This window comes from Chitinophaga sp. Cy-1792, from assembly GCF_011752935.1.
In the GTDB taxonomy this organism is placed as follows: domain Bacteria; phylum Bacteroidota; class Bacteroidia; order Chitinophagales; family Chitinophagaceae; genus Chitinophaga.
Window position 1 is genome coordinate 502769 of record NZ_VWWO01000003.1, and the last position, 21987, is coordinate 524755.

Sequence of the window (21987 nt, forward strand, 5' to 3'; positions counted from 1 at the left end):
ATTATCAGGGTCACCTTTAATGCCTATGTATACATTACTATTCCTGGCGCTTTTTTGTAATGCTGATACAGCTACCTCTGCCACAATGAGCCATTATGTACATGAATCAATTGATCAGGACGAAGGCTATATCATTAGAAACCTTTATGATCTGCAATTAAATGAGAATGGCACATTTAGCTACGAACATACATTGCTTAATGCTTATTACCTGGAGCCCTTCAGGAAAGCCCTTGTCACAAAGGAGTATGGAATATATTTTTCCCGCGGAGATACATTAGAATTAGTATCCATTACTGATGGCGGCAGGAGGTTACCGCGATATCTCTGGATAAATAACAGCAGAAGCCTGAAACCATTGGGTAATACTTTGGGATTTGTCTTGACCAGAATGCCTTATTGGACAAAGTATTTGCCGATAATGGCCAGTAATATAAAAATAGATGCATATTATCAGGGTCACCTTTAATATATTTATCCTCCGGAAACATACATAGATGACCATGAGATCCTTTCTGACACTAATACTCACCTTTGTACTGCTGCAGGCCTGCCGTGCAGCGGAGGTAGATACGATCCGTATCCCTAGTGCCGCCATGCACCGCAGTTACAAGGCAGTGGTGATAACACCTAAAAATTACAAGACAGCCAACGAACGTTATCCGGTAGTGTACCTGCTGCACGGATGGAGTGGCAATTACGGCAACTGGATCAACAGTGTTCCGGCACTCCGGGAGATTGCGGATGACTATAACCTGATGATCGTATGCCCGGACGGGGCTTACAGCAGCTGGTATATTGATAGTCCGATCGATAGTACCATGAAGTTTGAAACCTATGTAGGGAAAGAGATCCCGGCGTATATAGATGCTCATTACCAGACGGTACCTACGCCGCAGGGCCGTGCTATTACCGGTCTGAGCATGGGCGGACACGGCGCATTGTACCTCGCTATCCGTCACCGCGATGTTTTCGGCGCTGCCGGCAGTATGAGTGGTGGGGTAGATTTCAGGCCTTTCCCCAAGAACTGGAATATTGCGGAAAGATTAGGCCCTCCGGGCGAAAACGGTGCTAACTGGACCGACTATACGGTAATTAAACAGGCGGAGAAACTTACTGATGGGAGTCTGCCGATTATTTTTGACTGTGGTACCGGTGATTTCTTTATCGATGTAAACAGGAATCTGCATCAATATCTCTTATCTAAAAATATCCCGCATGATTATACGGAGCGTCCGGGTAAGCATGACTGGAATTACTGGAGCAATGCGATACATTATCAAATGCTCTTCTTTCACCGTTATTTTCAACGATAAACGAATTTATAAACTCCCGCCGCAACCGGCGGGAGTTTTGCTTTAAACAGGCTTGTTTTCCCCTTTTAGCGTCTTTTCTACACTTGTTGAATATTTTCTATATTTTTCTAGTACACTTGTTTGTTGTGCCCCTTTCATTAATTTAGTGCAAACGATTGCAGCAATCGTTTGCGGGGATTGGAAAAAGAGACAAAGCACTAAATAAAAATAATTCCACGAAAAAAAAATAATTCCACGAACTCCAACCCACGTCAACATAAATTCAAAATTCCATTATGAAAAAAACTGCTGTTTTTTATGGCCTCGCCATGTGCGCAATCGCCATTACTGCTTTCCTGTTTTCCTGCGGAAAAGAGGACCAGGCGAAAGAAAGTCTGGCCGGTAAAACCAAAGCTGCCGATGTCGCCGCAGCTACCATTACTTCCTTCGTTCATCCGGGTGTGCTGAATACACAGGCCAGCCTTGACTATGTAGGCGGCCAGGTAAATGGTGGGGATGCAAACCGCACCGCTTATTATCAGACGGTTATTGATTATGTAGATAGTCATCCTGTGCCTACTTCCTTCTATGCTACCGTAACAGTAGGTTCCAACGGTGCTACTTCTCCTTCAAAATCACAGATCCGTAAAGATGCCGAACTCGCCTATGCGCTGGCATTGAGATGGGCTAAAACCGGTACACAGTCCTGGGCGGATAAATGTATCCAGGTACTGAATGGCTGGTCATATACCTTCCAGAACTATGCGCTGCTGGATGCATCTACCAACCCATATCAGCCAGGACTCGAAGCTTCCTGGACGACCCCTTCCTTTGTGGCTGCCGCTGAAATCATGCGCTATTACAAAGTAAATGGTACCACTGGTTCAGGATGGTCTACTGCTGATATCAACCAGTTCCAGAACTATCTGAACAATGTGAAAAATAATTACATCAACAACATGCCGGTGTACAACAATAACTGGAATGCTTCCCAGGGTTATGCGAAAATGGCCATGGGTATCTTCCTGAACAGCACCACTGTTTACCAGAACGGTTATGACCTGATTACTACCTATCTGCCTATTATCATTCAATCTAACGGTACTATCCCTGAGTACTGCGATCGCCAGGATTGTGTACACTACCAGTACTCCCTGACAGCTTTTGCATACGCCGCGCAACTGGCGTCTATCCAGGGTGATGGCAGCCTGTGGACTTTAAACAGCAGCCGCCTCAGCGCTGGTTATGACTATATGCGTGCTGCTTATGGCCAGACAACCAGTTGTACTTACTGCTCTACTTCCAGCCCTGTTTTCCCGGGAACAGAAGTAGCCTATAATCACTACAAAACCAGTAATCTTGGCTACCTCAGAGGCTTACAGGCCCCGTTGAGCGTTCCTAATGATAATACCTTCCTGGGCTTCACTACTTATACCCACTATAACGTAAGCAGCCTGTAATAATCAGAGCAAATAATCAATAAAGGGAAGGAGCACTACAAAGCGTCTTCAGAAGTATTACTTCTGAAGACGCTTTTTTTAATTACTACCCGTTGTTCGTCTCTTTATATTATATTTATGGAATCGATTGCATTAATTTATAACAAGATGAAGAAAATTGTTTTTTCAGTAATTACAATGGCCGCCATGGCGGTTTCTCAGATGGCCGCCTGTAAAGATGCGGGTACATTTCCGGAGAAACCTAAAAAATTCGTACATCCGGCTGTGTTGAATACGACCGCCAGCCTGGACTTAATCAGCAAACAGGTAGATAATGGCGATACTGCCAGGGCCAATGCCTATAAAAGGGTAGAAGAATTTATCAATAAAGTGGAATACCCCACTTCGTTCTTTGAAACAGTGGTAGTGGGTTCTAACGGGGCTACCTCTCCATCTAAATCACAGATTAGAAAAGACGGAGAACTCGTATATGCCTTAGCGTTAGCATGGGCCAAAACCGGCAACGATGATTATGCGAAGAAAACGATTGGTATTCTTAACGGGTGGGCATATACGTTCAGAAATTACGACCTGCTCAACGCCGCCACCAATAAGCGTCAGCCAGGACTCGAAGCCTGCTGGACCTCTCCCGGCTTTGTAGCAGCCGCAGAAATTATGCGCTACTACAAAGTGAAAGGAAAATCCGCCGGCTGGAAGCAGGCGGATATAGATCAGTTCTGCAATTATCTGCGTAATATCCTGGAAAATTATATCAATGTAATGCCAGTATACAATAACAACTGGAACGCTTCCCAGGGATATGCTAAAATGGCCATGGGCGTGTTTATGGACAGCACCGCATTATACCAGGAAGGCTATAATACCATCAAACAGTTCATGCCGGTTGTTATTGAGCCCAATGGCGATATACCGGAATACTGTAATCGTAAAGACTGTGTGCATTACCAGTATTCACTGACGGCATTCGCCTATTCGGCAGAACTGGCGCGGCTGCAGGGCGATAACAGCCTGTGGACATTCAACGATAATCTCCTCAGCAAAGGATATGACTATATGCGTAAGGCTTATGAAGACCAGGCCAGCTGTTCTTTCTGTACTGCCAATTCAAAGGTTTATCCAGGTGTGCCGGTGGCTACCAATTATTACAAATCGGCTAACCTGTATTTCCTGAACAGTTTACAGGCGCCTATAGGATGGCCTACGGATTATACTTTCCTGGGATTTACTTCCTATACGCATTTTAATATGGCGCAGCTATAATCATTACTTAATGCGGAGCAACTTGATAACAACGTAGTTGTTACTGCTCATGGTAGCGTTATAGCCTTGTATATTGACTATTCTGTTGGCAATATTCATATTGCCATCTATAATCAGTGTGTCGCCGGAGAATTTCCAGTGTTGTGCATAAACATCAGATAATCCGCTGGTATTAGCCGGAAGGTTGCCGGTACTGGTTGTGGTGATTGGTGCTGAATAAATGGAATCTCCTTTGATTTGATAAGGAGCAACTACGCTCATTGGAGGCAGGGTTTGATGGAAGTCCATTGTAAAGGGTTCACCATCAGAAATGCCGTTTGTGAAGCTCTCGGCGGTAATTGGGCCAGTAACGGTATATCCTACATTGCTATAGGCAATACTCTTGTCATCAATTACATAGGTACCGGTAAAATTGCTGCCTGTGAAAACGAAGTCGTTTATAGCTCCGTCTGTTTCTGTACCTATTTTTACAGTGGTTTGGGAGTGGCCTTTCTGGTACGTATATACGATTTTATAGTTACCGATTATAGGAGAACTGCCTTTTGTATCTGGTTCTACAGACGATTCTTTGCCACAGGAAAACAGGAAGGTAGCGGCGAGTGCCACAGAAAGCACGCGTAAGTGATAGGTAAACATAGGTATATTTTTTGCAAAAATATATTATGTGTATGAGATTATTTCTATTAGCGAAAGGAATCTTGCTTTAACTTATCTACTGTATAATCATCTGCCCGAAGGGCGATATAATTATAAAACAGAACGGTCTCCAGTAAATGGAGACCGTTGTTGTAATTGCTAAATATGTCCTAGTTATAATGAAAGTTTTGTTGCAAAGGCTTAGAAAAAGAAGCCGTAGGTAAGAATACGAACGGCCTTTAACATCTTGTATGTGACCTATGTAAATAATCGTTAAGCGATTGCCAAAGAAATATTATTGTTTATCCCACCAAACGCGGGTATTGAACTCATTTACGCCTTGTGCACTTATTGCTGCCTGATAGTTGGTAGCGTTTGCACTGGCTTCTGTTGTCGGGTACAGCATCCTTCTTGGGATTATTCCACCGTTGTTATCACCAGGATAAATTACTGGTGTTAATTTTGGATAATCCGATCTCCTCCAGTTGCTGAATACCTCATACCAATCCAGGAACCCTGCTACCCAGTATTGGGTGTTGATTTGTTCATACGCTGTGGCAGCAGTATACGGGTGGTTAGTGAGGTAGGTAGCGATGTCTCCGGCATTGATGGTGGCAGCGGCATCATATTGTGCCAGTTGCTGCATGGATGCGGTAACACCGTTGTTATAGTGGGTAGCAGCATCACCGTTTACGCTCCAGCCACGTTGCGCAGCTTCAGCAAGCAGTAATTCTGTCTGACCATAAGTAACCAGCGTAGTGATACCATCCAGTTTGGCGAAGATATCTTTACGTAAGGTGGAGTAGTTAGCGATGGTATCTTTAAAGCCTGGGGCATGATGCACGTCATTAGGTGTAGTAGCACCGTTTTCATCATAACCGTTTGGTAAACCTACCTGTTTGGAAGGTGTTTTATCACCGGTCAGATTGATCTGTGCATAGTATTGCAGACGTGGATCGCCATTGTTTTTCAGGTAGTCAACGAATGTTTTGCTCAGGTAAACGTTACCTTTTGCAACTGCATCCCACTCACCACCGAGGATGTTACTGTTTCTGTTTACAGTAGCACGGCCGCCGGAACCTGCATGTGAAATGAGGGCATTATCTGCGTTGCTGGCGAAAGTACCGCCAAGAGCTGCTTTTTCTACCCATGTTTTTGCAGTGGCAGGGTCAACTTTTGTCAGACGCATTCCCAGACGCACCATCAGGCTATACGCCATTTTCTTCCATTTATCGGTATCTCCCTGGAAGATCAGGTCGCCGGCACCAACTTTATCTTTGGTTTTATCCAACGCTTTGGCAGCAGCATCCAGTTCCTGTAACATGGCAACATAAATATCCTGCTGTGCATCGTATTTAGGCGTGATAATACCGTTGGTATAACCTTGTCCGGCCTGACTGAACGGCACCATGCCATACAGGTCTGTTAAGCGGTGGTAGATCAGTACACGGGTAATACGGCCAATCTGGTACAGGTTATTATAGTTATCTTTTCCTTTAGTCTGGTGCAATAAATCTTCAATATACTTCACCTGAGAAGGATAACCCATGTCGAAATATGCCTGAGAGAATCCCTGGTTTTTTCCATAATGGTCTCCGGAATACCAACCTACAGTAGAAGACAGCTGTTGCATCATCAAACTCAGGTAGATGATATTGGTACGCCATGTTTCGTAGCTGAAATCGTCGTTACCAGTATATTCCAGTTGTGCTCTTGTCAGGGAGTATACCGGAATGGTAGTGGTTTCAGTAGCGCTGTTTTTATCGGTATTTATATCCTCGAACTTTTTTGTACAGGATGACAGGAACGTCAGCGCTGGTATGGCGAGGAGTAAGCTATATTTTTTGATTGCTTTCATATGACTGTTTTTTGAGCTTCGCGCAGTGACTTAATTAAAATTTCACGTTCAGGTTCAAGCCGTAAGATGAAGTGGTTGGTACACCTGCATATTCCAGACCTTGGCCACTGGCATTGTTATAAGAAGACTCAGGGTCGATGTTTGGTGTATGTTTAGAAATATAGAAGAGATTTCTACCCACCAGCGACAGACTCAGGCCAGAGATTTTATTGTTGAATGCACTTGCCGGGAAGTTGTAAGTGAGACTAACACTACGGAATTTGATGAAGTCTGATTTGTATACCTGTAAAGCAGAGATACCAGACAGTGCACCATAGTAGTTTTGCGCAGTAACGGTATTGGTAACTTTGTTGCCGTTAGGATCAATACCAGTAACTTTTACACCACCTTCACGACCAGGCAGCGTTTCTTTGCTCAACCCCATTGCGTATGCATTAGCATTGGTACCTGAGTACATATAACCACCGCTTTTGAAGTCGATCAGGAAAGCCAGACCAAATCTTTTGTAGTTGAATTCGTTGTTCCATCCACCGATGTTTGGTGCAATAGCAGATCCCATATATTTAACCGGACCTGGCGTTGGAACACCACTTGCATTGAGCAGGAGATTACCCTGGTTGTCGCGTGCATAATCGAATGCAGCGATCTGGAATGCGGACATACCTACAACATGTTTACTGAAAGCATTACCCGTTCTGGATGCGTCCATCTGCATATCAGTCAGACCATCTGTCAGCTGCATTACAGTATTCTGGTTATGGGTGTAGTTGAAAGAGGTAGTCCAGCTGAAGGTGCTCAATTTAACCGGTGTAACGGATACGAGTAACTCGATACCTTTGTTCTGGATTTCACCAAAGTTCACGATTTTGGTAGCAAAGCCGGAAGTAGAAGATACTGTACTTGCTACGATATCGTTTTTAGTAGTTCTTTTATACCATGCGAAGTCTACACTCAGTCTGTTTTTGAAGAAAGCTAACTGTGTACCTGCTTCAATTTCAGTTCCCTGTAATGGTTTCAGTTCCTTGTTAGCGATTTCTGTAGGCATGTTACCAATAGTCTGGCCATTGATAGCAGCACCAGCAAGTGTAGAATAATACAGCTGTGTTTTGAATGCTTCCGCATCGCCACCCACCTGAGAAACACCTGCACGGATTTTAGCAAGCGTTAACCAGTCTGTTCTGAGGTTTTCAGACAGCAGGTAAGAGATACTTGCAGAAGGGTAGTTATAAGAGTTATTTCCTTTAGGCAGTGTGCTGGACCAGTCGTTACGATCGGTCAGGTTCAGGAACAACATGTTTTTATAGCCAACTTCCGCAGAACCGAATACAGAGTGTATTTCTTTTGTAGGCTCAGAGAGGTTAGGAGATACAGCAGAACCGGTACCTGGGTTATAAACGTTTTTATAAGCCAGACCGTCAGCGTTCATCGTGAGGTCGGATCTGTCCTGACGCATGAAGTTACCACCAGCGGTTACATTCAGGGAGATATTACCTAATTTTTTATTGGCAGTGATGCTACCTTCAGCGTTCAATTCATTGAAGGTGCTGGTTTGCTGGCCAACGAGTTTACCACTGTGTTTGAAAGCGATACCATAAGGCCAGATGCTTTGCGCAGTAAACGTATAGTAGTCATTGCTCAGACGGCCTTGTACTGATAACCAGTCCAGTGCCTGGTATTTCAGGCTGGCAGTACCCGTAACCCTGTTCCTGGTGGTCAGGTTGGTCGCTTTTGCAGCTGCGAAATAAGGGTTGGTATTGTATTGGTTACTGTTGAATTCAGTTTCAAAACCTGATGCAGGGTCCCATCCTGGCGCGAGTGCTTTTGCAGGCACGTTGTTAGGGAGGAACATGATAGCGAAGTTACCGTTTGCAGGTGCATCGGATACGTTGGAACGGTTAGCGCGTTCTTTTGTATACATGATGCTGGCGCTACCAGACCATTTGTCGCTCAGTTTGAATCCGAGGTCCAGGGAGGCGTTATTACGTTTGTAATAAGAACCAGGATAAACACCCAGGTTTCTCAGGTCACCTAAAGACAGGCGGAAAGTGGTATTCTCGTTACCACCGGACATTGCAACCGTATTGGTAACAGTAGAACCAGTACGGTAGAAATCTTTCAGGTGATTTTTGCTGTTGTTGCTGTAAGGAACAGAAGTACCGTTGAAGATAGGTGTTGCTGAACCATCCAGTTTGGCACCCCATGAGAGCAGACCTGTTGCCATGGCACCACCGGCATCAGTAGGTTTGACACCTAAAGTACCCTGACCATAGTCGGTCTGGAAATCGCGGAAGTCATGGATTTTATCAACAGTATAGTTGCTGTTTACTTCAATGCCGAGGCCTTTTCTTAATTTACCTGATTTGGTGGTAATAAGAATTACACCACCTAATGCACGGGAGCCGTACAAAGCAGCAGCGGCGCCACCTTTCAGTACAGTCATATCCTCGATATCATCCGGGTTGATGTTGGAGATACCATCACCCATATCCGCACCACCATAAGTACCAGGGTTACCCATGTTGAGGTTGGCATATGGTACACCGTTTACAACATATAATGGCTGGATGTTTCCCTGTAAGGAGGCCACACCACGAATGTTTACGCGGCTGGAACCACCAGGGCCGGTAGCAGGAGCAGTACTGTTCACACCAGCCACTTTACCAACGAGTGCATTTGCCACGTTGATTTCACGCGCCTGAGTGAAGTCAGATCCTTTTACTTTTGTCATCGCATAACCGATGGCTTTTTCATCTCTTTTAATACCCAATGCGGTTACTACCAGTTCATTGAGGCCGGTAGCACCTTCCAGGAGGCTAACAGATACATCGTCGCTGCTACCTACAGTAATTTCCTGTGCGGCAAAACCAACAAAGCGGAATACTAAAACATCTCCTGCTTTTGCAGCCAGTTTATAGTGACCGGAAGCATCGGTCTGGGTGCCTTTTGCACTGCCTTTAATCATAACGGTAACACCTGGGAGGGGCGTGCCTTTGGCGTCTTTAACGGTACCATGAACATCCTTCTGCTGGAAGTTGGCGTGCAGTGCTGTGGAGTTGGCCACCTTTTCAGCCGCTGCAGCAAAAGTATTCTCCGTAACCATGGTGCTGATTGCAAGCCCGGCTACAGCGCATACTTTCATGAGGCGTAAGTTTTTTTTCATACTTGCCTAATTTTGATTTGGTTTGATAAATGTTTATTTAAACCCGGAGTTCAAGTGAACCGATTATTACGAGTAGTAGTGAATATTTACAGGTCAAGGGACACCAGGTAGTATTATTTATAATTTTCGTATAGTCGTTACAGTTAATTTTATTTGGATCGCTCTTAAGTAGTCGGGGCATTATGCAATAAGTACCATCCGGATATTAAAAAATTGCAAATTTTTTTTGCAAAATTTTTGAAGTGTAAGATGTACGCATTTGTTTTTGATTACATGAATTGTTTTTTCTGCTTTGGAAGGGATGCCTACGACATCCCTTCCAAACCCCTTGAAAATAAAAAAGCCGATCCTTGACAGGACCGGCATCAATTTTTATGCACGCGATTCAAAATAAGACGTTATGATTATTGTACAGGATCCCACCAGAGGTGAGTACCCCCTACATCTTTTTGTACACTTAAAGTGGAAATAGCACGTTGTACGGCCGCTTCATTGGTCTGGTACTCATTGCTAGGGAAAGTGGCCCTTCTCACAAAATCTTCGGTACTGATCTTTCCACCACTATTATTAATAACTACAGGGAATAATTTAGGGTAACCTGTTCTTCTGAACTCAGACCAGGCTTCTTCCCCTTCCGGATACATAGCGATCCATTTCTGTGTGATGATACGTTCCAGGCTACGCTCAAAGGAAGCAGCAGCATCCCATTTGATGGTAACGGTGCTCAGGTGCGGATCACCAGCTTTAACATCATTGGCGCCGGCGGTAATAGCCTTGGGATCGGTATATGGTGCAGGCGTATTGGTGCTGTTATTAATATAGCTGGTGGCATCTCCCAGACCATACTGGTTGAAGGAGGTCTGTATACCTGTCTGGTAGTTGGTTTGTGCGCTACCAGCGCCGGCCCAGCCGCGTAATGCTGCTTCCGCTTTCAGGAACCATGCCTCTGCGGCTGTCATGAGCTGGATCTGGCTGGGGAAAGTGGCAAGCTTGGAATACCCCACATATCTTTCTTTTGCATCTATGTCAATACCATTACGGATACCAATATACTGACCTGCTACTTTAGCATCTGTAGCGGGCAGATAGTATGCCGCCAGTCTTGGGTCTTTATAACCACCCAGTATGGAGGATGCCGGGGCGCCCATACGGATATCATCCCATGAGTTGTTGATGGTATTTAAAGGATGTGTAGTGCTACCTATGTTTACGTTGAAGTTATCGCTTACATCGGATAAGAGACCTGCAGGATCAGCGAGTGCGGCTTCTCCTTCTGTTTTTGCTTTTGCAGGATCAATTTTAACGATGCGGAGTGCGAGTCTCAGACGTAAGGTGTTGGCGAATTTCAGCCATTTGGTATAGCTTCCGCCGTATACCAGGTCTGCTTTGGCGAACAGGGTGCTGCCGGGCTTACCTGCGTAGGGTGTCAGCAGGGCGATGGCATCTTTCAGGTCTGCAAAAAATGCGTAATAGGCATCTTTCTGTGCGTCAAAATCAACACCGCCTTCTGTGTTGGCAACATTATATTTTGTGTAGATGATAGGTCCGAAGATATCACTCACCCGGTGCATGGCTTCTACACGCAATATCTCTGACATCGCCAGGGCATCTGGCAGATTTTTCTGTTTGGAGAAAGCACCGGCATTATACAATGGGTTCATCACATTGGCATAGGCAATAGTAAAGGAAGAACTGGTCCATCCATCGAGGAGGTTATAGTTCAGGTTATTGCTGTTGCCTGCGAATGGTGTGGCCGACATCATATAGCCGCTGAATACATCTCCCAGCAGGTTTTGCTGTAGCTGGAAGGATGGTACCGGCTGATAGAGATATATACTGCGTTGTGCCTGTTGCAGCTGTGCTGCTACGATGGCAAAATCTGCCTGCAGGTCCTGATCGGTAGAACCATAAGGGTTTTTATTGATAGATTCGAAGTTCTTGGTACAGCTGCCGAAGCTCAGTACGGCCGCAACTGCCAGACCTGCTATTTTGAATGTTTTATAATTCATGGCTTGTGTTTTTGTGGTTCAGTGATCGGATTAAAGCACTACTTTCAGATTAAGACCAAAACTGCGTGTAGCTGGTAATCCAAATACGTCCACGCCTTGTAAACCGTTGTCGGTACTCATGCTCAGCTCCGGGTCGTAAGGTGCTTTCTTCGTGAAGAAGAACAGGTTACGGCCTACAAAGCCTACTTTCAGGTCTTTCACCGCTTTGCTGTGCAGCGGAATGCTGTACACGAGCGAAAGCTCTCTGAGTCGTACGTTGGTAGCATCATACATATAATATTCTGTGATACCTGCACGACCCGCTACTGCTCCATAGAAGGTGGCTGCATCGATAGGACCACTGAATTTGCCGCCACTGGCTTTAGTGGCTGCTATGTTTACGCCGCCAGCATTACGGGCGTTTGCGGTGGCTTTTGATACGCCATATTCATCCAGCATCGCCTGTGTAATACTCATTACTTTACCACCAAAACGACCATCGATCAGGAAGTTGAGGGTGAATTGCTTATAGTTAAAGCTGTTGTTCCATCCGAGCAGGAATTTAGGGGTAGGGTTACCGAGATAGGTCAGCGCACCGTCTTTGGCAAGTGGCTTGCCATTGTCATCTACCAGGATACTACCATCTGCTGCACGCTGGAACTGTTTGCCATAGATATCTCCGAAGGAACTGCCTTCATGTAGTACCAGGGCATAGTTATTAACGTTATCGCCTTTAGGGGTAATGGTATAGTCGCCATGTAACTGAGGCGCCAGTTCAATCAGGGTATTTTTATTCCTGGTGAAGTTGAAGGTGGTGGTCCATCCCAGGTTTTTCTGTTTGATCACCTGGTAACCTAAAGTGGCCTCAATACCCGTATTGCGAACATTACCAGCATTGATAAAGGCATTAGGGTAAAGGAAGCCACTCGATATGCGGAAATCGAAGTATTGATCTTTTGTATGTGAATTGTACCAGGTGAAATCAAAATTCAGCCTGTTATCCAGGAAGCGCCATTCTGTACCTAATTCCACGGAAGTGGTCATTTCAGGTTTCAGTGGCTGGCCCAGGAAAGAACCGGAGGTATTTGATGTCAGGATACCCGAAGAAATAGTGTTGGTGGGTAAGGTGGAAAAAGGTGCTACGTCGTTACCTACTTTAGCATAGGATAAACGTACTTTTCCATAATCAGCCCAAGATGGGAACTTCACCAGGTCGGTAATGATGGTGTTCAGACCTGCACTGTAATACAGGTAGCCTTTTTTCATATTCGGCGTATATGCCAGGGTCGATGACCAGTCATTACGTCCGGTTAAATCTAAAAACACTTTCTCACGGAAATTCAGTCCTGCTGTGGCAAACACGGATTGCAGCTGCCTTCTCAGACCGCCAGGAACTACTTTGGTGGCGGAATTGAGGTTCAGGTTACCGATATGGAATACGTTGGCAAATGCCAGGTCTCCATCTTTGGAATCGAGGAAGGTACGGTCCTGTTTGAGATCAGTGATGCTGCTACCTAAGGTGAAGTTCAGGCCAAAGTTATTGGAGATCTTAGGGGTACCGGTTAAGAGTACATCACCGTAATATTGGGTACTGGTGATATAATCGTAGGTATAGCGGCCGTTGTTGTCTGCGATGGTTGTTTGTGTACCGGCATTGGCTTTCAGCTCATACTTATCCCATGATTTATTGGCGTTTCCTCTGGCCTGAATAGTCAGCCACTTGTTGAGTGTATACTTCAACGTAATGGCTGCTATCAGGTTGTCTTTCCTGTTCTCTGTTACGTTCCTGTTGAGGATCCAATAAGGGTTCTGTTGTGAGTCCTGTCCGCTTTTCCCTTCATCGTAGTTAAGGTTCCACCAGTTTTGGAGATACATATTCCGGGTAGGAGAGAAGTACTCAAACTGGTTTTTATATGATTGAAAATCCAATCCGCGTGGGAAGAGGTACAAACCGGTCAAAGCATTGTAGTATAAACCTGAGCTTGGACGGTTATGTGCGTTCTGGGTGGTGGCCAGTACGTTCGCATCGATGTTCAGCCTGTCGTTCAGGAAGCTGGCATTTTCCCTGAAGTTAACGGTATGCTGATCAAATTTTGAGGTAGGCAGAATTCCTTTATTCGTAGTATTTGAATAGGAGAAATAAGTCTGCGCTTTATCTGTACCACCGGCTACGTTGATACTGTTGATCCAGGTGGTACCATTCTGGAAGAATGATTTCACGTGATCGGGGCTGCTGCCTTTAGGGCCCCAGCTATAGAGGTTGTCTTTGTTTGTCTGCAGGTATTCATACTGCAGGTCTGGCTTATAGGCAGGGTTATCCAGTGTGAAGTTGGAAGAGTAGTTTACTCTTGCCTGTCCTGCTTTTCCTTTTTTGGTGGTGATCATGATAACACCGTTGGCAGCCTGGCTACCATACAATGCGGAGGCAGAGGCGCCTTTGAGTACGTTCACGCTTTCGATGTCGTCGGGGTTGATGGTACTGAGAATGTCTCCACCATCCCTGCCCCCTGAGGATGCTCCTGATGATTGTCCCCAGAGGTCAGTGGGTTGTGCACTGGTGAAGTTCGCAATAGGAACGCCGTCTACCACATAAAGGGGTTGGTTTTCACGAATGGATTTCTGGCCGCGCAATACTACTCTTGCAGAACCGGCAACGCCGCTGGCGCTGCGGTTTACCTGCAATCCGGAAATTTTCCCGGACAAACTATTGACCACATTGGTCTCTTTAACAGTTGTCAGCTCTTCATTTTTGACAGACTGTGTGGAATATGTTAACTCTTTTGCCTTACGTTGAATACCCAATGCGGTAACAACTAATTCGTTCAGGCCTCTGACATTATCGTCCAGTACTACTTTCAGACTACTGCCATTACCTACTGGCACTTCTTTTACGCCGAATCCAACTGAACTGAATATTAATATATCGCCTGATTTGGCTTCCAGCGTAAACGCACCATCAGCGTTTGTTTGAGTACCTCTGGATGTACCCTTCACCTGAACTGTTACTCCCGGCAGCGCATTTCCTTTATTATCACGGACAGTTCCAGTCACCTCTTTGTTCTGGAAAATGCTGGTGTAGGATAGCCCGGGCTCATTAAGACCGGCCGCCCTCACCTGTGCATTGTCTGCAATTATGCTAGTGAGGGCAACTCCTGCTGCCAGACACACTTTCATAAGGCGTAGATTGTTTTTCATACATGCCTTTTTTTGGTTAATAAATGGAATTATAGATGATAGATTTTCTCAAACGGAACTACATCTTATTTTGGTCGTCGCATGCCATCTCCAATAAGCCCTTCGGCTTTTGGTTAACGGGTGGTCCTTTTTACGGCCACGCGAAAGATTGGGAGAGAATTGTCAGGTGTTTTCTTTTACATCATTGGCTGAACGCTTGGCTTAGATTATTATATTTTGATGGTATAATGCATAGGTAGTCGCACGGAAATTACCTTGGTACTATCCGGATTAAAAAAAAATGCAAAAAAAAATTGCAATAGGGGTTAACCATATATTTTTTTAGGGAGATATTAGCGCAGGTCCCACCAGAGTGGTGTACCACCTTCATCAGGTCCTTTCAGCGTGGCCACGGCTCTGGCAACAGCTTTGGGGTTAGTCGTCAATTCTGTTGAAGGCATCGGCAGCCTTCTGATAAATTTGTTTGTATTAATAGTGCCGCCACTATTATTGACTACTACAGGAAATAATTTGGGATAACCTGTACGCCTGAACTCCGACCATGCTTCCTGCCCTTCGGGAAACATCGCAATCCATTTCTGGGTAATGATTCTTTCCAGTTTTTCCTCATACAGCGCATGGTCATTCCATTTAATGGTGATTGTGCTGAGATGAGGGTCGCCTTCCAATACATTGTTGGCGGCGTTTTGGGGATCTTTATACGGAGCAGGCCTGCTGCTGTCATTATTCAGATAGTCGTCTACGTTAGGTATACTATACTGACGGAAAGAAGTACTGATGCCCCTGGCATAATTACTGCCGGCATCTCCTGCATTGCTCCAGCCGTTCAGTGCGGCCTCTGCTTTCAGGAACCAGGCTTCCGCAGCTGTCATAAACTGGATTTTGTTGTCGAATTTTACCAGCATGGAGAACCCGGTATATTCTTCTTTCGCTGAGATATTAATGCCGTTGCGGATGCCATGATAGGCATTTGCGCCGGCATCAGTAGGTACAAAGTAGTGTGGCAGCCTGGGGTCTTTATACCCGGTAAGAATAGATTCCATCGGCGCCCCCATCCTGATGTCGGCCCAGTTATAACAGATGATGTTGAGCGGATGTGTAACGGGAGCTATGTTAACGGCAAAGTTGTCTTCAGGTGTGGTTAGTAGTCCTAATGGATTACTCAAAGCGGCCTCTCCTTCCAGTTTCCCCTTAACATGGTCCACGCCGTAGATGCGTACGGCCAGCCGTAACCGCAGGGTGTTGGCAAACTTGACCCACTTCAGGTAATCTCCCTTATATACCAGGTCAAAATTGGTAAACCTGGAAACGGCATGTGCATTCACAGAATCAGTCAGCACTTTAATAGCGGCATCCAGGTCCTGGAAGAAATGGTAATAGGCATCCTGTTGTGAGTCATAGTCAATGCTTTTATCTGCATTGATCTGGCCATAATGTGAGTAGATGATGGGCCCGTATATGTCGCTCAGGCGGTGCATGGCCTCTACTTTAAGAATCTGTGCCCAGGCATAGAATTCAGGGTATTTACCTACAGCCTTCTCCTGTGCAAAGTCGCACGACTTCATCACATTACCATAGGTAACCAGCCATGGCTTTATATTCCAGTAGTAACGCAATCCATAGGTCGTATTGTTGTTGTTATCTTCAAAAGGATTGGGCGACATCATATATCCTGAAAATACATCTGCATTCAGGTTCTGCTGCAATTGTGCAGTAGGTGGATCGTTATAGATGAGCAGGTTGAGCTGGGCCTGCGATAATGGTTCACCCATCAGCTGAAAATCAGCGTTCAGCTCCTCTTCTGTAAAATCGTAAGGGTTTTTATTGATCTCTCCAAAACGTTTGGTACAGGCACTTAACAGCATGGCTGTCAGTAGCACGGGTACTATTTTGTTTATCCAACTGCGCATAAACGGATATTTTAAAATCCAATTTTTAAATTCATTCCGTAGCTACGGGTAGGAGGCAGGCCAAATACATCTACGCCCTGTAAGCCGTTACCGGCGCCCATAGATACTTCCGGATCAAACGGTGCACTGAGCTTAAAGAACAGCAGGTTTCTGCCAATCAGCCCTACACGTGCATTCCGTAACCATTTCCACTTCAACGGGATGCGATAGCTTAAACTCAGTTCGCGCAAACGTATGTTGGTGGCATCGTACATGTACATTTCCCCGATACCTGCCCTGCCGCCAATGGAGGTATAATATTTCTGTGCATCCATTTTCCCGGTAAATGGTGTGCCGTCAGGATATACGGCATTGATCGCCACGCCGCCATTGTCCCTGGCTTTGGCGGTAACTTCACTTACGCCGTAGGAGTCAAGCACTGCCTGGGTTACACTCATGACCTTACCACCAAATCTGCCATCGATCAGGAAGCTCAATGCAAAGTTTCCGTAGTAAATGCTATTGTTCCAGCCCAGGGTGAAATCAGGATTGGGGTTACCTACCCGCTTGAATACCGGTTCTCTTTTCAGCTGCCCGGAGTCGTCCAGCAGGTACTGCCCTTTGGCATTTTTGATCAGTTCCTTGTTGGAATAGATATCTCCCCAGCTACCACCTTCCTGTATAAATGAGCCAAACATATTCACGCCAAAGTCGGTAAGGGTAAAGCTGTTGGTGTTGTCCGCACCGGGAATATTGGCATTACTGAGTTTGATGACTTTATTTTTGTTGGCGGCGTAGTTGATGGTGCTGGTCCAGTTAATTTTTTTACTGCGTACAGGCGTTACGGTGAGTGTTACTTCCCATCCTTTGTTCTGTATATTACCCATGTTGAGGTAATAGGTCATGTATTTAGAACCCGGAGGGGCGGGCACTTCCATGTATTGCTTGTAGTTATTGTTTTTGTACCAGGTGACGTCAGCGCTGATGCGGCCGTTGAGGAAACGTGCTTCTATACCGGATTCCACGGAATGGTTGTCTTCCGGTTCCAGCGATACACCAGGATAAGGGGTGCGTTGGTTCAGCACCACCCTGGTAACGCCGGCAATGGTTTGCATGGTGAAAGGCGCAGGGTTACTGGAATAGCTGGCGATATCATTCCCTACTTTGGCGAAGGAAAACCTTGCCCGGAGAAATTCTATTGCCTTGGGCAATTTCAGTACATCGCTCAGGATAACGGAAGTTCCGGCGGAATAGTAAAAATAGCCTTTATGCAGGGTGGGTGTATAGGCGAACGTGCTGGACCAGTCGTTCCTGCCGGTGAGGTCGAGGAAGAGGAAGTTTTTTACCCCTAGCTGTACGTTTCCAAACAGGGCCTGCAACTGTTTCTGCTCAATGGTATGCACGGCATCCATGGAATTGGTCATGATATTGGTAACGGAGAATTTATTCGGGTACATCATACCAGGATCTGCATTGGGATTGGCGCCGTTATACGTCCTTTCATGTGCCTTGATATCCGTGATACTGCTGCCGAGGTTGCCGGCAAGATGCAGCCATTTGTTGACTTTCCCGGAGCCGTTGAGCATAAAGTCGCCATACAGCTGGGTATTGAATTCCCGTTCATTGGTATACCGGCCATTGCTGGCGGCGAGTACTACCTGTGTGCCGGCATAGGCTTCCAGTTCGTATTGGTCCAGGGATTTATCGAAGCTGCCACGGCTTTGCAGCGACAGCCAGTTATTCAGCTGGTAGGTAAGTGCGATGGTGGCCATACCTCTGTACCTGGAGTCGAGGCGGATGTTTCGCCTGAGTGCCCACATGGGGTTCTGTTGGTCATCTTGCCCTATCCATCTTTTATCGTTCCGGATATTCCACCAGTTTTGCAGGTAGAGGTTCCGCTCTTTGTCCAGGTACTCGAAATTATTTTCATAATAGCTGAAGTCCTGGCCCCTGGGGAATACATACAATCCTGAGATAGGGCTGTAGTATAACCCGGAAGATAGCCTGTTGGTGGCGGTTTGTGCGGTAAACGACACGTTGGCATCCATTACGAGGCGGTTGTTGAGCAGCTTGAGCGTTTCTCTGAAATTGATAGCATGTCTGTCGAAAACGTTCGTCGGCAGAATTCCTTTGTTGGATGTATTGGTATATGATAAATAACTCTGTGCTGTTTCGGTACCTCCGCTGAAGGAGATGCCGTTGGTCCAGGTGTTTCCTGTATTGTAAAAATCTTTTACATGGTCTGGTGCATGAATGGGGCGGCCCCAGCTGCCGAGGGAGCCTGGCTGCGGGGTTTTGACGCTATCAGTTCCCGGAGGGTCGGTTTGTGCGTAGCGGTATTGCAGGGAAGGGAGCAGGGAAGGGGTTTCCACGGTGAAGTCGGAGGTGAAGTCTAGCTTACTTCTTCCTGGTTTACCTTTTTTGGTGGTGATGAGTATGACGCCGTTGGCGGCCTGGCTGCCATATAATGCGGCGGCGGAGGCGCCTTTGAGAATGCTGATACTTTCAATATCGTCCGGGTTCAGGTTGGAGATACCGTCGCCACCATCTCTGCCACCGGCGCCGATGATGTTGTTGGATTGCCCCCAGACATCGGTGGGCTGTGAAGGGGTGAAGTTGGCATATGGTACGCCGTCAACGATGTATAGTGGCTGGTTTTCGCGGGTAGATTTATTACCGCGGAGCACCACCCTGACACTGCCGCCTACGCCGGAGGCGCTGCGGGAGATGGTCATGCCGGCAGTTTTACCGCAGAGGGTATTCATGACGTTGGCGTCTTTAACGAGCGAAACATCCTCTCCATCCAGCTGCTGGGTGGCATACGGGAGTTCTTTGGATTTCTTCTGGATACCCATGGCCGTTACAATCAACTCGCCGAGGGCGCGCACGTTTTCCTGCAGCACAACGTTTACTTCGCTGTTGCTGCTGATCATGACTTCTTTGTTAAAGAATCCGACAGAGCTGAAAATAAGCACATCGCCGGGCGAAGCTTTGATGGTAAAAGCTGCGTCGGCGTTGGATTGAGTGCCTTTTAACGTGTTTTTTATCTGGATGGTAACTCCTGGAAGTGGCGTGCCTTTATTATCGCGTATTGTCCCTGTGATATCTCTTTCTAATGAAGCGTGCTTTTCCAGCTCTACGGTTGGTGACTGTCCTGTATCACTTTCCGCACTAACGATTATCTTATTATTTTTTCGGGTAAACTTAAATCCTGTCTGTGCAGATAATGCTGAAAGTACCTCTTCTATTGGCTGTTTATTGCAATTGAGCGAAACTGTTTTTTTTAGATTCAGGTCTGTTTTGTCATAATGGAAGTTGAGTCCTGTTTTGGTTGATATTTCTGACATTACGTCCTCCAGGTTTTTGTCCTTGGCCTGGATACTGACGACGATTTCCGGAGGCGGTGATTCCGCGATTTGCCGGACGCTGCTGGCGATGGAATTCAGACTGCCTGCCAGCAGTAGCGTGAGTATCAATCCTAAGGATAAAAACCATTTCATTGGGCATGGTTTTACCCTCATATCGCGTTAGTTTTTGTTTTTCAGATAGATTGTGTCGTTTTGAATGGTATAAGAAAGTTCTCTGGCCAGGGTAATATCGTCCATTAACTCTTTAATGCCTTCTTCTCTGAAGGTGCCTTTATAGCTCCATTCCTTTTTACTGCTTTGATTGATGAGTGTTACGCCGAAACGGCCTTTCAGGGTACGGGCTATTTCGTCAAAATTGGCATCTTTAAAATTCAGGGTTCCTTTTTTCCATCCTGTAATATAGTCAGGGTTGGAGAAGGAAGATCTTATCATGTTGAGTGATATTCTGTTGAAGCTGATTTTTTCGCTGGGGAGGAGGATGGTGGGTACATCTTCATTACCCTTGCGTTCTACTTTCACTTTTCCGGAAATCAGGGACACGGTGATATCGTCTTCGTGGGCATAGGAACGTACGTTGAAGGAGGTTCCGAGCGCGCTGGTGGCGATGGAGCCGCTATATACGGTGAATGACCTGGCGGGGTCGCGGGCAGCGTCAAACAGGGCTTCGCCTTCTTCCAGCCAGATATTACGGGCTTTTTTGTCGAAATGTTGCGGGTAACGTAGTTTACTGCTACCATTCATGGTAATGGTGCTACCATCTTCCAGGGTAACTGTTTCTGCGATACCGGAAGGGGTGGTGATCTCTATAAAACCATTGACGAGCGCGCGGGTACTTGTTTTGAAGTCGGCGGCCATTGGTTGTGATATGTCGGTTTTATTCCTGGTAAAAGTGAATGTTACGATGATGGCGGCAAAAACAGCAGCAGCGGCGGCGGCGAAATACCATGGGCGGAGGCTTCTGATATTTTCTGCCGGGGCAGGGGGAGTAACTTCCCTTTGCGGTGCTATTTGCTCATTTATAAGGCTTTTAACTTCGTCTAAATCTAATTGGAGTACATCATCATTCTTTACAACAGACTGATGACGATTGATATTCTCGAACCATTGTTCAATGATATGCGCTTCCTCCGGTGAGCAGTTGCCCTGGTTATATTTTTCCAGTAATATTTTTATCTGATCTGTGTTCACCTGTAGCGATTTTGATATTGTGATGTCGTAATAACGTGGAATTGGTACTATATAAATGCAAAAAATATAATTACACCAGGTAACCCAGTAAAATGGAAACCACCAGCAGGATGATGTCCGGCTGGGCATAATTGGCGCGTAATATTTTTAACGCCTTGGTAATCTGGTTTTTAACAGTCTGCTGGGAGAGGTTGAGGTGGGTGGCGATCTGTTCGACACTCAGGTTCTCGAACCTGCTCAGCATGAAAATTTCCTTCATTTTTTCCGGCAGGTGGTTGATGGCCTCGAACATTTCCTGTGTTCTGGCTTTGGTATCCACATGGTCGGTGATGGAATGCGGCTGCTCATCGAAGTGTTCGATGAGCTGCTGCAGATATTTTCTGTAAGTAGTGTTTTTACGGTAGATGTCTATTATTTTATGCCGGGCCGCCTGGTAGAGGTAGGATTTGAGGGATTCCTTCAATACCAGGGTTTGTCTTTTTTCCCACAGGGAAATAAAGAGGTCCTGCAAAACATCTTTGCTGATATCGCTGGCATCCAGTTTACTATAGATAAACAAATACAGCATTTTGCTGTACCGGTCATAGATGGCATTGAAGGCAGCAATGTTATCGCTTTTTATCAGCGATACTAATTCATGATCTTGATAACTGCTGTACATCGAATTACAGGAGAGGAAAAAGCTTTGGT

At 45.9% G+C, this 21987-nt stretch carries 13 protein-coding genes; 4 read left to right on the forward strand and 9 right to left on the reverse strand.

Annotated features, from left to right (window positions below):
• Positions 1 to 25: 25 nt before the first annotated feature.
• From F3J22_RS27455 to F3J22_RS27470, 4 genes are all read left to right on the forward strand, one after another.
• Positions 26 to 469 (forward strand): hypothetical protein, encoded by a 444-nt coding sequence (locus F3J22_RS27455; protein WP_167021178.1) that lies wholly within the window; start codon positions 26 to 28, stop codon positions 467 to 469.
• Between the two features lie 34 nt (positions 470 to 503).
• A complete protein-coding gene (locus F3J22_RS27460; RefSeq protein ID WP_205195747.1) occupies positions 504 to 1316 on the forward strand; it encodes an alpha/beta hydrolase family protein in 813 nt (270 codons plus the stop codon).
• A 275-nt stretch (positions 1317 to 1591) separates the two neighbouring features.
• The gene (locus F3J22_RS27465) at positions 1592 to 2755 is read left to right on the forward strand and encodes an alginate lyase family protein (protein ID WP_167021180.1); all 1164 of its coding nucleotides are present in this window, start codon (positions 1592 to 1594) and stop codon (positions 2753 to 2755) included.
• A gap of 147 nt (positions 2756 to 2902) precedes the next feature.
• Positions 2903 to 4015, forward strand: a complete 1113-nt coding sequence (locus F3J22_RS27470; RefSeq protein WP_167021181.1) for an alginate lyase family protein — start codon at positions 2903 to 2905, stop codon at positions 4013 to 4015.
• A 3-nt stretch (positions 4016 to 4018) separates the two neighbouring features.
• Here the strand turns inward: F3J22_RS27470 and F3J22_RS27475 are convergent, their stop codons facing one another.
• The 9 genes from F3J22_RS27475 to F3J22_RS27515 all read right to left on the reverse strand — a co-directional run bounded on the left by F3J22_RS27475 (position 4019) and on the right by F3J22_RS27515 (position 21958).
• Positions 4019 to 4651 (reverse strand): hypothetical protein, encoded by a 633-nt coding sequence (locus F3J22_RS27475; RefSeq protein ID WP_167021182.1) that lies wholly within the window; start codon positions 4649 to 4651, stop codon positions 4019 to 4021.
• A 295-nt stretch (positions 4652 to 4946) separates the two neighbouring features.
• Complete coding sequence (locus tag F3J22_RS27480; RefSeq protein ID WP_167021183.1) at positions 4947 to 6509, reverse strand: SusD/RagB family nutrient-binding outer membrane lipoprotein; 1563 nt, start codon at positions 6507 to 6509, stop codon at positions 4947 to 4949.
• Between the two features lie 34 nt (positions 6510 to 6543).
• On the reverse strand, positions 6544 to 9669 hold the full coding sequence (locus tag F3J22_RS27485) for a SusC/RagA family TonB-linked outer membrane protein (protein WP_167021184.1): 3126 nt from the start codon (positions 9667 to 9669) through the stop codon (positions 6544 to 6546).
• Positions 9670 to 10073: 404 nt separating this feature from the next.
• Positions 10074 to 11678, reverse strand: coding sequence for a SusD/RagB family nutrient-binding outer membrane lipoprotein (locus F3J22_RS27490; RefSeq protein WP_167021185.1), 1605 nt, complete (start codon positions 11676 to 11678; stop codon positions 10074 to 10076).
• 30 nt (positions 11679 to 11708) lie between these two features.
• Positions 11709 to 14852: a SusC/RagA family TonB-linked outer membrane protein gene (locus F3J22_RS27495; RefSeq protein ID WP_167021186.1), complete on the reverse strand. Its 3144-nt coding sequence runs from the start codon at positions 14850 to 14852 to the stop codon at positions 11709 to 11711.
• A 332-nt stretch (positions 14853 to 15184) separates the two neighbouring features.
• On the reverse strand, positions 15185 to 16762 hold the full coding sequence (locus F3J22_RS27500) for a SusD/RagB family nutrient-binding outer membrane lipoprotein (RefSeq protein ID WP_167021187.1): 1578 nt from the start codon (positions 16760 to 16762) through the stop codon (positions 15185 to 15187).
• Positions 16763 to 16773: 11 nt separating this feature from the next.
• On the reverse strand, positions 16774 to 20241 hold the full coding sequence (locus tag F3J22_RS27505; protein WP_167021188.1) for a SusC/RagA family TonB-linked outer membrane protein: 3468 nt from the start codon (positions 20239 to 20241) through the stop codon (positions 16774 to 16776).
• A 27-nt stretch (positions 20242 to 20268) separates the two neighbouring features.
• Positions 20269 to 21297 carry a FecR family protein gene (locus F3J22_RS30640; protein ID WP_167021189.1) on the reverse strand — a complete coding sequence of 343 codons (1029 nt, stop codon included), beginning with the start codon at positions 21295 to 21297 and terminating at the stop codon, positions 20269 to 20271.
• 70 nt (positions 21298 to 21367) lie between these two features.
• Positions 21368 to 21958, reverse strand: coding sequence for an RNA polymerase sigma factor (locus F3J22_RS27515; protein WP_167021190.1), 591 nt, complete (start codon positions 21956 to 21958; stop codon positions 21368 to 21370).
• Positions 21959 to 21987 lie beyond the last annotated feature (29 nt).

Excerpts from the sequence above, each read along its gene's own strand:
- F3J22_RS27455 (WP_167021178.1), top strand. The coding sequence starts at position 26 with ATGTATACATTACTATTCCTGGCGCTTTTTTGTAATGCTGATACAGCT.
- F3J22_RS27460 (WP_205195747.1), top strand. The coding sequence starts at position 504 with ATGAGATCCTTTCTGACACTAATACTCACCTTTGTACTGCTGCAGGCC.
- F3J22_RS27465 (WP_167021180.1), top strand. The coding sequence starts at position 1,592 with ATGAAAAAAACTGCTGTTTTTTATGGCCTCGCCATGTGCGCAATCGCC.
- F3J22_RS27470 (WP_167021181.1), top strand. The coding sequence starts at position 2,903 with ATGAAGAAAATTGTTTTTTCAGTAATTACAATGGCCGCCATGGCGGTT.
- F3J22_RS27475 (WP_167021182.1), bottom strand. The coding sequence starts at position 4,651 with ATGTTTACCTATCACTTACGCGTGCTTTCTGTGGCACTCGCCGCTACC.
- F3J22_RS27480 (WP_167021183.1), bottom strand. The coding sequence starts at position 6,509 with ATGAAAGCAATCAAAAAATATAGCTTACTCCTCGCCATACCAGCGCTG.
- F3J22_RS27485 (WP_167021184.1), bottom strand. The coding sequence starts at position 9,669 with ATGAAAAAAAACTTACGCCTCATGAAAGTATGCGCTGTAGCCGGGCTT.
- F3J22_RS27490 (WP_167021185.1), bottom strand. The coding sequence starts at position 11,678 with ATGAATTATAAAACATTCAAAATAGCAGGTCTGGCAGTTGCGGCCGTA.
- F3J22_RS27495 (WP_167021186.1), bottom strand. The coding sequence starts at position 14,852 with ATGAAAAACAATCTACGCCTTATGAAAGTGTGTCTGGCAGCAGGAGTT.
- F3J22_RS27500 (WP_167021187.1), bottom strand. The coding sequence starts at position 16,762 with ATGCGCAGTTGGATAAACAAAATAGTACCCGTGCTACTGACAGCCATG.
- F3J22_RS27505 (WP_167021188.1), bottom strand. The coding sequence starts at position 20,241 with ATGAAATGGTTTTTATCCTTAGGATTGATACTCACGCTACTGCTGGCA.
- F3J22_RS27515 (WP_167021190.1), bottom strand. The coding sequence starts at position 21,958 with ATGTACAGCAGTTATCAAGATCATGAATTAGTATCGCTGATAAAAAGC.